The sequence below is a fragment of the Streptomyces antnestii genome (genome assembly GCF_004005495.1).
Lineage (GTDB): Bacteria > Actinomycetota > Actinomycetes > Streptomycetales > Streptomycetaceae > Streptomyces > Streptomyces antnestii.
Genome location: NZ_RZYA01000010.1, coordinates 135052 through 147887, shown reverse-complemented (window position 1 = coordinate 147887; position 12836 = coordinate 135052). Strand labels below are relative to the sequence as shown.

Here is a 12836-nt window from a genome sequence, read left to right as displayed (position 1 = left end):
GAAACTTGAAGGCATAGTCTCTGCAACGTTGCTTTTACCTTCAGTGGTGGGCGGCGCGAAGTTGTGCGCCACTGGAAGGGCTCTCACCCCCACCCCGGCACCGTTGCCGTGGCCCGAGGAGTACACGTGACCAGCACAGCGAAGCCGCCGGCTGCCCGGGAAGCGCATCCCGATCATCTCGGCCACGTCATCTTCATCACGGCGGCTGCCGCCATGGGCGGCTTCCTCTTCGGCTACGACAGTGCCGTGATCAACGGAGCCGTCGTGGCCATCCGCGACCGCTACGGCATCGGCTCCGGAACGCTCGCCCAGGTCATCGCCATCGCACTGATCGGCTGCGCCATCGGCGCGGCCACCGCCGGCCGGATCGCCGACCGCATCGGCCGCATCCGCTGCATGCAGATCGCGGCCGTCCTCTTCGCCGTCAGCGCCGTCGGCTCCGCACTCCCCTTCGCCCTCTGGGACCTGGCCTTCTGGCGGATCATCGGCGGCTTCGGCATCGGCATGGCCTCGGTCATCGGCCCGGCCTACATCGCCGAGGTCTCGCCCGCCGCCTACCGCGGCCGGCTCGGCTCCTTCCAGCAGGCCGCGATCGTCGTCGGCATCGCCATCTCGCAGCTCGTCAACTACGGGATCCTGCAAGCCGCCGGCGGCGACCAGCGCGGTCAGGTCATGGGCCTGGAGGCCTGGCAGGTCATGCTCGGCGTGATGGTCATCCCGGCCGTCCTCTACGGCATGCTGTCCTTCGCGATCCCCGAGTCGCCGCGCTTCCTCATCTCGGTCGGCAAGGAGGCCAGGGCCAAGGAGATCCTCGCCGAGGTCGAGGGCACGAAGATCGACCTGGACGCCCGCGTCGCCGAGATCGAGCACGCGATGAAGAGCGAGCACAAGTCCACGTTCAAGGACCTGCTCTCCGGCAAGGGCAACGGCGGCCTCTACTTCAAGCCGATCGTCTGGATCGGCATCGGCCTCTCCGTCTTCCAGCAGTTCGTCGGCATCAACGTCGCGTTCTACTACTCCTCGACGCTGTGGCAGTCGGTCGGCGTGAACCCGACGGACTCGTTCTTCTACTCGTTCACCACGTCGATCATCAACATCATCGGCACCGTGATCGCGATGGTCCTGGTGGACCGCGTCGGCCGCAAGCCGCTGGCCCTGGTCGGTTCCGCGGGCATGGTCATCGGTCTCGCCCTGGAGGCCTGGGCGTTCTCGTACGACCTGGTGGACGGGAAGCTGCCGGCCACGCAGGGCTGGGTCGCCCTGATCGCCGCCCACTTCTTCGTCCTGTCCTTCGCGATGTCCTGGGGCGTCGTCGTCTGGGTCTTCCTCGGCGAGATGTTCCCGAACAAGATCCGTGCGGCGGCGCTCGGTGTGGCCGCCTCCGCGCAGTGGATCGCCAACTGGGCGATCACCGCGAGCTTCCCGTCGCTGGCCGACTGGAACCTCTCCGGCACGTACATCATCTACACAGTCTTCGCCGCGCTCTCGATCCCCTTCATGCTCAAGTTCGTGAAGGAGACCAAGGGCAAGGCGTTGGAGGAGATGGGTTAAGTCCCCGCTGCCATCTCCTCACCCTCGTCACTGCCCCGGCTCAGACCTCCTGGTCGTCGAGCCGGGGCAGTACGTTTTCGCAGAACAGCTGCAGGCTGCGCCAGCCCTCGTCGACCGGCATCCCGCCCGACAGAGGGTGCAGCACATAGGTGTCGAGGGCCTGCTCCACGCACTCGTCGGGCGTGAGGATCCGGTAGACGCCCTCGGCGCGCAGCTCGTCGACCGTCGTCGCGCCCGACTTCACCGCCGACTTGATGTCCGAGGACTGCCAGGAGGCGTACGTTCGCGCCTCGTGCAGGAAGTGCTCGCCGTACTCGGCCCAGACGCGGTCGGGGTCCTCGGCGACGTGCAGCAGCGCGGTCTCCGCGGCAGGCATCATCGTCCAGCCCTCGGTGCCGTGCTCGACGAGCTGCTCCTTGTAGTACGCCTCGAGGTCGGGCAGATGCGCGCTCGGGAAGAACGGCAGGCCGAGCCGGGCCGCGCGCTTCGCCGCCGCCTTCGAGGAGCCGCCGACCAGGAGCAGCGGGTGGGGCTGGGTGTACGGGCGCGGCGTGACGCGGACCGTGCGCCCGCGGAACTCGAACTCCTCGCCCGTCCAGGCCTTGAGCAGCGTCTCCAGAAGCTCGTCCTGGAGCCGGCCGCGCCGCTTCCACTCCACGTCGAACTGCCCGTACTCCTCGGGCCGGTAGCCGATGCCCGCGACGGTGACGAGCCGGCCGCCGCTCAGCAGGTCGAGTACGGCGATGTCCTCCGCGAGGCGCAGCGGGTCGTGCAGCGGGCCGATGATCGCGGAGACCGTGACGGCGATGCGCCGGGTCGCGCCGAAGACGGCGCCGGCGAAGGTGAACGGCGAGGGCAGCCAGTTGTTGGCGACGCCGTGGTGCTCCTCGGTCTGGACGGTGGCGATGCCGCGGTCGTCGGCGTACGCCGCCATCTCCACGGCGGCCTTGTAGCGGGCGCTCAGTGACTCGGGTGTGGCCGCGGGGTCCACCAGGTTGAAGCGCACGACCGTGACGGGCATGAGAAATCCCCCTTCACCCGGCGGGGACGGGGGCCGCCGGTGAAGGGGGACGGTAGCTGACGGAACGTCAGACAGCCAGGGTCTCGCGCTCCTCTTCGGCCGGGGCCTCGGGCGTCACGACGGCGGGCTTGGGCAGGACCACGTAGAGCAGGCCCGAGATCACGATCGTGGCGACCCAGCCGAGGCCGTACTCACCGATCGGGTTGTTCGCCGCGAGCGGGCCGGTGAACCAGTCCGACGTGGTGAACAGCAGGCCGCCGGCCAGGCCGATCGCCCACGCGGCCACGGCCGCCGGGCTGAAGCCGCCCTTGTACCAGTAGGCGCTGGCGCGCGTGGTGTCGACGAGGGCCTTCGCGTCGTACTCCGTGCGGCGCAGCATGTCGGCGCCGAAGACACCGACCCAGGCCGAGAAGGCCACGGCGAGCAGCGAGAGGAAGGCGATGAACGAGCCCATGAAGCTGGTCGCGACGAGCATCAGGATGCCGCCGAAGACGAGCGAGATCAGGGCGTTCACCGAGACGGCCCAGTGACGCGGGACCTTGAAGCCGAGCGTCTGGGCCGTGAAGCCGGCCGAGTACATCGACATCGCGTTGATCAGCAGCATGCCGACCAGGGCGATCAGGAGGTACGGGACCGCGATCCACAGCGGCAGGATCTCGCCGAGGAAGGAGACCGGGTCGGCGGCCGAGGCCAGGGACGGCGTGGAGACCGCCATGACGGCGCCCATCAGGACCATCGGCAGGACGACGATGCCGGCGCCACCGACGGAGTTGCGCACGATCGCCACCGACGAGGCCGTGCGCGGCAGGTAGCGCGTGAAGTCCGGCGACGCGGGGATCCAGCTGACGCCGCCCGCGGCGATCAGGCCGATGCCGGCGAACATCAGCGACGTCTTGCCCGCGGGCTGGTGGAAGACCCGGGCCCAGTCGGTGTTGGCGATCAGATAGACGAGCACGAGCACCGAGAAGAGGCCGAAGAGGTAGGTCGCGTACTTGTTGCACTTCTGTACGGCGTTGATCCCGAGGCCGGAGATCACGAACGTCGCGACGACGAAGAGCAGCAGCGTGACGATCACCAGGACCTTGTTGCTCTTCACGCCGAAGAGGATGTCCAGGACGGTGAGCACGGCGTAGGCGCCGGTCACCGCGTTGATCGTCTCCCAGCCCCAGCGGGCGACCCAGATCAGCGAGCCCGGCAGCAGGTTCCCCCGCTGGCCGAAGACCGCGCGGGACAGGGCCATGCCCGGGGCGCCGCCGCGCTTGCCGGCGATGCCGATCAGGCCGACGAGGCCGTACGACACGACGGGGGCGGCGATCGCGACGACGAGCGCCTGCCAGAAATTGAGCTTGTACGCGACGATCAGGCTCGCGCCCATCGTGAGCAGCAGGACGCTGATGTTGGCGGCGACCCAGGTCGGGAACAGCTCACGGGTCCTGGCGGTGCGCTCGGACTCGGGGACGGGCTCGATGCCGCGCGTTTCGAGGGCGCCTTCGGTTTCGGCGGTCTTGCTCATGCGGTGGGGTTCCGTGCCTCTCGCTCGGCTCATTTCCCTGGGGCGGGAGAGCCGGTGGGGGGTGTGGGGAGGGGACGCGTTGGACTCTACGCGCGTTGACGCGGCCTCTTCCATCGTACTTTAGTCCGAGTAATGCACTCAAGAGGCTTATGTTCTTCGGAGGAAACCACAAGCGGCCGCAACCGCCGTGTTCCGGGGGCCCATGGCTGATACTGGACGAGTTATGGAAATCGTCATCCTTGCTGTAGTCATCGCCGTGGTCGTGGTCGGCGCACTCGTCGGCGGGCTCGTGGTCGGCAGCCGCGGGAAGAAGCGGCTGCCCCCGCCGCCCCCCTCTGTTCCCGACATCACCGCCCCTCCGGCCGAGCCGCACATCGGCGAAGAGGCCGAGACGCCGCGCGACGAACCCCGCCGCACGATCGAGGAGGTCGACCTCCCGGTCAGCGGGGCGGAGCCGTCCGCGCCCACCGCGGTCGCGGAGCCCCCGGCTCCCGCCGCGCCCGAGATCGAGGTTCCGGAGCCGACCGCGGGGCGCCTCGTGCGCCTGCGCACCCGGCTCTCCCGCTCGCAGAACGCGCTCGGCAAGGGGCTGCTCACGCTCCTCTCGCGCGAGCACCTGGACGAGGACACCTGGGAGGAGATCGAGGACACGCTGCTCACCGCCGATGTCGGCGTGCAGCCCACGCAGGAGCTCGTCGACCGGCTGCGCGAGCGCGTCAAGGTGCTCGGCACCCGCACGCCCGACGAGCTGCGCGCGCTGCTGCGCGAGGAGCTGCTCCAGCTCCTCGTCCCGGAGTTCGACCGCTCGGTCAACACCGAGGCGCTGGAGGGCCCGGGCATCGTGATGGTCGTCGGGGTCAACGGCACCGGCAAGACCACCACCACCGGCAAGCTCGCCCGCGTCCTGGTCGCCGACGGCAAGAACGTGGTGCTCGGTGCCGCCGACACGTTCCGCGCCGCCGCCGCCGACCAGCTGCAGACCTGGGGCGAGCGCGTCGGCGCCCGCACCGTGCGCGGCCCCGAGGGCGGCGACCCCGCGTCGATCGCCTTCGACTCCGTCAAGGAGGGCATCGAGGAGGGCGCCGACGTCGTCCTCATCGACACCGCGGGCCGGCTGCACACCAAGACCGGCCTCATGGACGAGCTCGGCAAGGTGAAGCGCGTCGTCGAGAAGCACGCGCCGCTCGACGAGATCCTGCTCGTCCTCGACGCGACGACCGGGCAGAACGGCCTGGTCCAGGCCCGCGTCTTCGCCGAGGTGGTGGACATCACCGGCATCGTGCTCACCAAGCTCGACGGCACCGCCAAGGGCGGCATCGTCATCGCCGTGCAGCGCGAGCTCGGCGTGCCGGTGAAGCTGATCGGCCTCGGCGAGGGCCCCGACGACCTGGCGCCCTTCGAGGCGGAGGCGTTCGTGGACGCGCTGATCGGCGAGTAGCCGCGCGGTCACGAGGAAGCGCCCGCCCCTGACACGGTCAGGGAGCGGGCGCTCTCGTGTGACGGGGTGCCGTCAGCCGGCCGGGGAGCGATGGGCGACGTACGCCAGGGTCCCCAGGACGAGGCGGGCCTGCGGTGGCTGTGTCGCCGTGTCGAGCGAGGGGGCGCGCAGCCAGCGGACCGGGCCGAGGCCGCCGCGGTCGGAGGGCGGGGCGGTGATGAAGCTGCCGGGGCCGAGCGCGTGCAGGTCGAGGGCGGCGTCGTCCCAGCCCATGCGGTAGAGCAGCGAGCCGAGTTCGGCGGCGGAGCCCGGTGCGACGAAGAAGTGGGCGCGCCCCTCGGGGGTCACCGTGACGGGGCCGAGGGGGAGCCCCATGCGCTCCATGCGGACGAGCGCGCGACGGCCGGCCGCCTCGGGTACGTCGAGGATGTCGAACGCCCGGCCGACGGGCAGCATCACCGCGGCGCCGGGGAACTGCCCCCAGGACTCGGTCACGTCGTCGAGCGTCGCGCCCGCGGGCACGGTCGGCGCCTGGTCGAGGGGGTGGGCGCCGGGGGAGGGGCAGTCGGCTCTGCCGCAGGAACAGGCGCCGGCCGAGGCGCGCGCACCCGGCACCGCCTCCCAGCCCCAGAGCCCGGTGAACTCGGCCACCGAGGTGCAGTCCGACGCGCGGCCCGAAGTGCGGCCGCGGCGGCGCGCGCCGGTCCGGATGTCGAGAATCCCGCGGCTGCCGCCGATCGTGAAGCCCATGCCCCCTCCAACGGGTCCTGCGCACCGGTGGTTACGAGACGGAATCGGATCGTGACCCTCTGCTGCGGTCGAGGTCGTGAACCACCGGCTCGGGGCGGCGTCACGTCACTTGGGGGTGGTGCGCCCGGTGTCGCGCGCCCCGGCGTACACCGCTCCGCCCACTTTCGGCCGTCCTATGTCAAGTGAATCGTGTGTCGCGCTCCCCCAGTTCATTCGAAGGGGTGGCGAATGGTGGCGTTTCCGGGTTCGCCATGGCCGGAGGGGTGATCGTAGGATTACTTTCGGTACACAAGCCCCGGGAACACATGCAATTTTGGGTATGCCGCAGGCAAGTCGGTTTCCTGTTCGAGGAGTGACAACTGCCGGACGGGCGGCCGTGGTTGACGGCATGCTGGTAGGGCTTGGCACACGTCGCACCGCGCAACGGCGGGGTGGCGAAGAGGTGGCTTCAGGGATGGGGGCGTTCCAGTGGGCGGCAGCGACGGAAGCGTGACGAACGCTGAGAAGCTCCCCAACGAGCTGCTGAGCTCTTGGTTCCTGCGCAGCGGCTGGTCCAAGGGCGAGCTGGCACGCCAAGTGAACCGGCGTGCCCGCCAGTTGGGCGCCAACCACATCTCCACGGACACCTCGCGCGTACGCCGCTGGCTCGACGGGGAGAATCCGCGCGAGCCGATCCCGCGGATCCTGTCCGAGCTGTTCTCCGAGCGCTTCGGCTGCGTCGTCGCCGTCGAGGACCTCGGGCTGCGCGCCGCGCACCAGTCGCCCTCCGTGTCCGGCGTCGACCTGCCGTGGACTGGTCCGCAGACCGTGGCCCTGATCGGCGAGTTCTCCCGCAGTGACCTGATGCTGGCGCGGCGCGGCTTCCTCGGCAGCGCCCTCGCGCTCTCCGCGGGCCCCGCCCTCATCGAGCCCATGCAGCGCTGGCTCGTGCCCACGCCCGGCACTCCGGTGGCGGAGCCGGACCCCTCGGCCCTGGGCCGCGGCCACCGGCTCTCGAAGCCCGAGCTCGACCTCCTGGAGTCCACGACGGTCATGTTCCGTCAGTGGGACGCCCAGTGCGGCGGCGGGCTGCGCCGCAAGGCCGTCGTCGGCCAGCTGCACGAGGTGACCGACCTGCTGCAGGAGCCACAGGCCGAGGCCACCACGAAGCGCCTCTTCAAGGTCGCGGCCGAACTGGCCGAGCTGGCGGGCTGGATGAGCTACGACGTGGGCCTCCAGCCCACCGCCCAGAAGTACTTCGTCCTCGCCCTGCACGCCGCCAAGGAAGCCGGCGACAAGCCGCTCGGCTCGTACATCCTCTCCTCCATGAGCCGGCAGATGATCCACCTCGGCAGGCCCGACGACGCGCTCGAACTGATCCATCTCGCCCAGTACGGCAGTCGGGACTGCGCCAGTCCGCGGACCCAGGCCATGCTGTATGCGATGGAGGCCCGCGCGTACGCGAACATCGGGCAGCCCGGCAAGTGCAAGCGGGCCGTGCGGATGGCCGAGGAGACGTTCCACGACGCCGACGACTGGGACGAGCCGGACCCCGACTGGATCCGCTTCTTCTCCGAGGCCGAGCTGCACGGGGAGAACTCCCACTCGTACCGCGACCTCGCCTATGTGGCGGGCCGCAGCCCCACGTACGCCTCGATGTCCGAGCCCCTGATGCGGCGGGCCGTCGAGCTTTTCGGGAAGGACTCCGAGCACCAGCGGTCGTACGCGCTGAACCTGATCGGGATGGCCACCGTGCATCTGCTCCAGCGCGAGCCCGAGCAGTCCACGGTGCTGGCCGAGCAGGCCATGGTGATCGCCAAGAAGGTCCGCTCCGAGCGGGTCAACACCCGGATCCGCAAGACCGTCGACACCGCGGTCCGTGACTTCGGGGACGTCGCCGAGGTCGCGCACCTCACCGACCAGCTCGCCATCCACCTGCCCGAGACAGCCGAAGCGGTCTGACCCCGGTCCCCGGCCGCGGCCGGCCCGTCCCGGACAGCCCGACCCGGCTCCCCCGCGCCAGGCCGACCGGACGGCCCGCCGCGGCCGGTTCCCGCCGGTCGCGTCACGGTAACGACCGTCCCGCCCGGCATCCGGCAGTTCATTGACGCGTAACACGCACGACGTCTTCGTCACTGCGGCGAAACATCGAGGGGCGTCCACGGAAACCGCGCTGCGCCAGTCTCATGGCGCATAACCGGCCCACCCCTCTTGACCGCACAGGCTTCGCCCGCACGGGGCCGTACCAACGACGAGGAGACGCCGATGCCCCCAGGCATCACGCTTGCCGCAGACACGCCCACGCTGTCTGCCGCCAACACAGGGTTCATGCTGATCTGTTCCGCCCTGGTGATGATCATGACGCCGGGACTCGCCTTCTTCTACGGAGGCATGGTCCGCGTCAAGTCCACCCTGAACATGCTGATGATGAGCTTCATCAGCCTCGGGATCGTCACGATCCTGTGGGTTCTCTACGGCTTCTCCGCCGCCTTCGGCACCGACCACGGCAGCATCATCGGCTGGAACTCGCACTACGTCGGGCTCAGCGGCATCGGCCTGACGCAGCTGTGGGACGGCTACACCATCCCGGTCTACGTCTTCGCCGTCTTCCAGCTGATGTTCGCGATCATCACGCCCGCGCTGATCAGCGGCGCGCTCGCCGACCGCGTGAAGTTCAGCGCCTGGGCGCTGTTCATCACGCTGTGGGTCACGATCGTGTACTTCCCCGTCGCGCACTGGGTCTGGGGCACCGGCGGCTGGGCGTTCGACCTCGGCGTCATCGACTTCGCCGGCGGAACCGCGGTGCACATCAACGCGGGTGCGGCCGCTCTCGGTGTGATCCTCGTCATCGGCAAGCGCGTCGGCTTCAAGAAGGACCCGATGCGGCCGCACTCCCTGCCGCTCGTGATGCTCGGCGCCGGTCTGCTGTGGTTCGGCTGGTTCGGGTTCAACGCAGGCTCGTGGCTCGGCAACGACGACGGCGTCGGCGCGCTGATGTTCGTCAACACCCAGGTCGCCACTGCCGCCGCCATGCTCGCCTGGCTCCTCTACGAGAAGATCCGGCACGGCGCGTTCACCACGCTCGGCGCCGCCTCCGGAGCGGTCGCGGGCCTCGTCGCCATCACCCCGTCCGGCGGCTCCTGCTCGCCGCTCGGCGCGATCGCCATCGGCGCCATCGCGGGCGTCCTGTGCGCCATGGCCGTCGGCCTCAAGTACAAGTTCGGCTACGACGACTCCCTCGACGTCGTCGGCGTCCACCTCGTCGGCGGTGTCATCGGCTCGGTCCTCATCGGCTTCTTCGCCACCGGCGGCGGCCAGTCCGACGCCAAGGGCCTCTTCTACGGCGGCGGCCTGACCCAGCTGTGGAAGCAGCTCGCCGGCGTCGGCGCGGTCCTCGTGTACTCGCTCGTCGCCTCCGCGATCCTCGCCTTCCTGATCGACAGGACGATGGGTATGCGGGTCAGTGAGGACGACGAGGTCTCCGGCATCGACCAGGTCGAGCACGCCGAGACCGCGTACGACTTCAGCGGCGCGGGCGGCGGCACGGCCCCCCGTTCGGCCGCGCCCGGGCCGGTCCAGGAGGCAGCAGCAGCGCAGACCAAGAAGGTGGACGCATGAAGCTCATCACGGCCGTCGTCAAGCCGCACCGGCTCGACGAGATCAAGGAAGCCCTCCAGGCCTTCGGCGTCCAGGGCCTGACCGTCACCGAGGCCAGCGGCTACGGCCGCCAGCGCGGCCACACCGAGGTCTACCGCGGCGCCGAGTACACCGTCGACCTCGTACCGAAGATCCGCATAGAGGTACTGGTCGAGGACGACGACGCCGAACAGCTCGTCGATGTCGTGGTCAAGGCCGCACGGACCGGCAAGATCGGGGACGGCAAGGTCTGGGCCGTCCCGGTCGAGACGGCGGTCAGGGTCCGCACCGGTGAACGCGGACCGGACGCGCTGTAATCGGACGCGCTGTACTTGCATGAGAGGAGTCGCTGGGTGACGAGTGTGGAAGTGCAGACCGACAAACCGGACGACGACAAGTCGGCACCCAGCGGCTACGCGGCGGCCCGGCTGCGGCTCCTCCAGGGGGAGACGCGGCCCGGGCCGCCGCGCCGTGCCGCGCTCGCCGGACTGACCGACGACTGGCTCGCCGCCCTGTTCGACGCCGGGGCGGGCGCGCTCACGGGAGTGTCCCTCGTCGCCGTCGGCGGCTACGGACGCGGCGAGCTCTCCCCGCGCAGCGACCTCGACCTGCTGCTCCTGCACGACGGCAACGCGGACCCCGGCGCCGTCGCCTCGCTCGCCGACCGCGTCTGGTACCCCGTGTGGGACCTCGGGCTCGCCCTCGACCACTCCGTCCGCACACCGGCCGAGGCCCGTAGGACCGCGGGCGAGGACATCAAGGTGCAGCTCGGGCTCCTCGACGCCCGGCACCTCGCGGGGGACCCCGGACTGACGGCGGGCCTGCGCACCGCCGTCCTCGCCGACTGGCGCAACCAGGCACCGAAACGGCTGCCCGAACTGCGCGAGCTGTGCGAGGAACGGGCCGAGCGCCAGGGCGAGTTGCAGTACCTCCTCGAACCCGACCTCAAGGAGGCCAGGGGCGGGCTCAGGGACGCCACCGCGCTGCGCGCCGTCGCCGCTTCCTGGCTCGCGGACGCCCCCAGGGAAGGCCTCGACGACGCGCGCCGCCGCCTCCTCGACGTACGCGACGCACTCCACCTGGCCACCGGCCGCGCCACCGACCGCCTCGCCCTCCAGGAACAGGACCAGGTCGCCGCCGGACTCGGCCTCCTCGACGCCGACACCCTGCTCCGTCAGGTCTACGAGGCCGCGCGCACCGTGTCCTACGCCAGCGACGTCACCTGGCGCGAGGTCGGCCGAGTCCTCACGTCACGGTCCGTGCGGCCCCGGCTGCGGGCCATGCTCGGCGGCGGCACCAAACCGGTCACCGAGCGCTCGCCGCTCGCCGAAGGCGTCGTCGAGCAGGACGGCGAGGCGGTACTCGCCCGCGCCGCCCGGCCCGAGCGCGACCCCGTCCTCCCGCTGCGCGCCGCCGCTGCCGCCGCCCAGGCCGGACTCCCGCTGTCCCTGCACGCCGTCCGCAGGATGGCCGCCGCCGCACGGCCCCTGCCCACGCCGTGGCCCGCCGAGGCCCGCGAACAGCTCGTCACGCTGCTCGGCGCGGGGCGGCCCACCGTCGAGGTGTGGGAAGCGCTGGAGGCCGAGGGCCTGATCACGCGGCTGCTGCCCGACTGGGAGCGGGTGCGGTGCCGGCCCCAGCGCAACGCCGTGCACACCTGGACCGTCGACCGGCACCTCGTCGAGACGGCCGTACGCGCCGCCGACCTCACGCGCCGCGTCGGCCGCCCCGACCTGCTGCTCGTCGCCGCGCTCCTGCACGACATCGGCAAGGGCTGGCCCGGCGACCACTCCGTGGCCGGCGAGACCATCGCGAGGGACGTGGCCGCGCGCATCGGCTTCGACCGCACCGACGTCACCGTCGTCGCCACCCTCGTACGCCACCACCTGCTGCTCATCGAGACGGCGACGCGGCGCGACCTGGAGGACCCGGCTACGGTGCGGGCCGTCGCGGACGCCGTCGGATCCGTGGGGACGCTCGAACTGCTGCACGCGCTGACGGAGGCGGACGCCCTCGCGACCGGGCCCGCCGCCTGGTCGTCGTGGCGCGGGTCACTCGTCAGCGACCTGGTCAGGAGGGTCGCCGCGGTCCTCTCGGGCGAGGCCACGGGCGCGGGAGAGGGTCCGGCCGAGGCAGAGCCGACGGCCGAACAGGAGCGGCTGGCCGTGGAGGCGTTCCGCACGGGCGGCCCGGTGCTGTCCCTGCGGGCCCAGACCGAGGCCCCGGCCGGCGAGGCCGCTCCCGCCGACCCGGAGCCGCTCGGCGTCGAACTGCTCATCGCCGTCCCCGACCAGCCCGGCGTGCTGCCCGCCGTCGCCGGGGTCCTCGCCCTGCACCGGCTCACCGTCCGCACGGCGGAGCTGCGCACCCTCGACCTGCCCGCCCAGGTGCCGGGCACGGCCCTGCTCCTCGACTGGCGGGTCGCCGCCGAGTACGGATCCCTGCCCCAGGCCGCCCGGCTGCGCACGGACCTCGTACGGGCGCTCGACGGCTCCCTGGACATCGCCGCCCGGCTCGCCGAACGCGACGCCGCCTACCCGCGGCGGCGCGGCACCGTGCCGCCGCCGCCCCGGGTCACCGTCGCCTCCGACGCCTCCCGGCACGCGACGGTGATCGAGGTGCGGGCGCAGGACGCCCCGGGCCTGCTGCACCGGATCGGCAGGGCTCTCGAGACGGCGGATGTGCGGGTGCGGTCCGCGCACGTGTCGACGCTCGGGTCGAACGCCGTGGACGCGTTCTATGTCACGCGGGCGGACGGCGCCGCGCTCCCCGAGGCGGACGCGGCCTCTGTGGCGCGTGCGCTGGAAGGGGCGCTGCGGGAGTAGAGGGCAGGTGAGGTCCGCCCCAGGGACGGCTTCGTACGAATGGGGTGGAGACCCCACTGGACACCTCCGGATACCCTGGAGGACGACCTGTCCGCCCGCCCTTCAACCCGAGGATTCGCGACC

General features: G+C 71.2%; 9 protein-coding genes. 6 read left to right on the top strand and 3 right to left on the bottom strand.

Annotated features, from left to right (window positions below; genetic code table 11):
* Positions 1–126 precede the first annotated feature (126 nt).
* Positions 127–1551 (top strand): sugar porter family MFS transporter, encoded by a 1425-nt coding sequence (locus EOT10_RS21755; RefSeq protein WP_127829957.1) that lies wholly within the window; start codon positions 127–129, stop codon positions 1549–1551.
* A 40-nt stretch (positions 1552–1591) separates the two neighbouring features.
* On the opposite strand, the gene EOT10_RS21750 is transcribed toward EOT10_RS21755, so the two are convergent.
* Positions 1592–2572, bottom strand: coding sequence for an LLM class flavin-dependent oxidoreductase (locus tag EOT10_RS21750; RefSeq protein ID WP_127829956.1), 981 nt, complete (start codon positions 2570–2572; stop codon positions 1592–1594).
* Between the two features lie 67 nt (positions 2573–2639).
* Positions 2640–4085: a cytosine permease gene (locus EOT10_RS21745; RefSeq protein WP_127829955.1), complete on the bottom strand. Its 1446-nt coding sequence runs from the start codon at positions 4083–4085 to the stop codon at positions 2640–2642.
* A gap of 223 nt (positions 4086–4308) precedes the next feature.
* On the opposite strand from EOT10_RS21745, the gene ftsY reads away from it, so the two are divergent.
* Positions 4309–5523, top strand: coding sequence for a signal recognition particle-docking protein FtsY (ftsY, locus tag EOT10_RS21740; protein ID WP_127829954.1), 1215 nt, complete (start codon positions 4309–4311; stop codon positions 5521–5523).
* 72 nt (positions 5524–5595) lie between these two features.
* Here the strand turns inward: ftsY and EOT10_RS21735 are convergent, their stop codons facing one another.
* Positions 5596–6273 (bottom strand): bifunctional DNA primase/polymerase, encoded by a 678-nt coding sequence (locus EOT10_RS21735; protein WP_127829953.1) that lies wholly within the window; start codon positions 6271–6273, stop codon positions 5596–5598.
* 468 nt (positions 6274–6741) lie between these two features.
* On the opposite strand from EOT10_RS21735, the gene nsdA reads away from it, so the two are divergent.
* From nsdA to EOT10_RS21715, 4 genes are all read left to right on the top strand, one after another.
* Positions 6742–8214, top strand: coding sequence for a transcriptional repressor NsdA (gene nsdA / locus EOT10_RS21730; protein ID WP_127829952.1), 1473 nt, complete (start codon positions 6742–6744; stop codon positions 8212–8214).
* Positions 8215–8517: 303 nt separating this feature from the next.
* Positions 8518–9870, top strand: coding sequence for an ammonium transporter (locus EOT10_RS21725; RefSeq protein WP_127829951.1), 1353 nt, complete (start codon positions 8518–8520; stop codon positions 9868–9870).
* Complete coding sequence (locus EOT10_RS21720; RefSeq protein ID WP_127829950.1) at positions 9867–10205, top strand: P-II family nitrogen regulator; 339 nt, start codon at positions 9867–9869, stop codon at positions 10203–10205. Before EOT10_RS21725 ends, EOT10_RS21720 begins: the two co-directional genes overlap by 4 nt.
* Positions 10206–10241: 36 nt before the next feature.
* Positions 10242–12713: a [protein-PII] uridylyltransferase gene (locus tag EOT10_RS21715; protein ID WP_127829949.1), complete on the top strand. Its 2472-nt coding sequence runs from the start codon at positions 10242–10244 to the stop codon at positions 12711–12713.
* Positions 12714–12836: the final 123 nt, after the last annotated feature.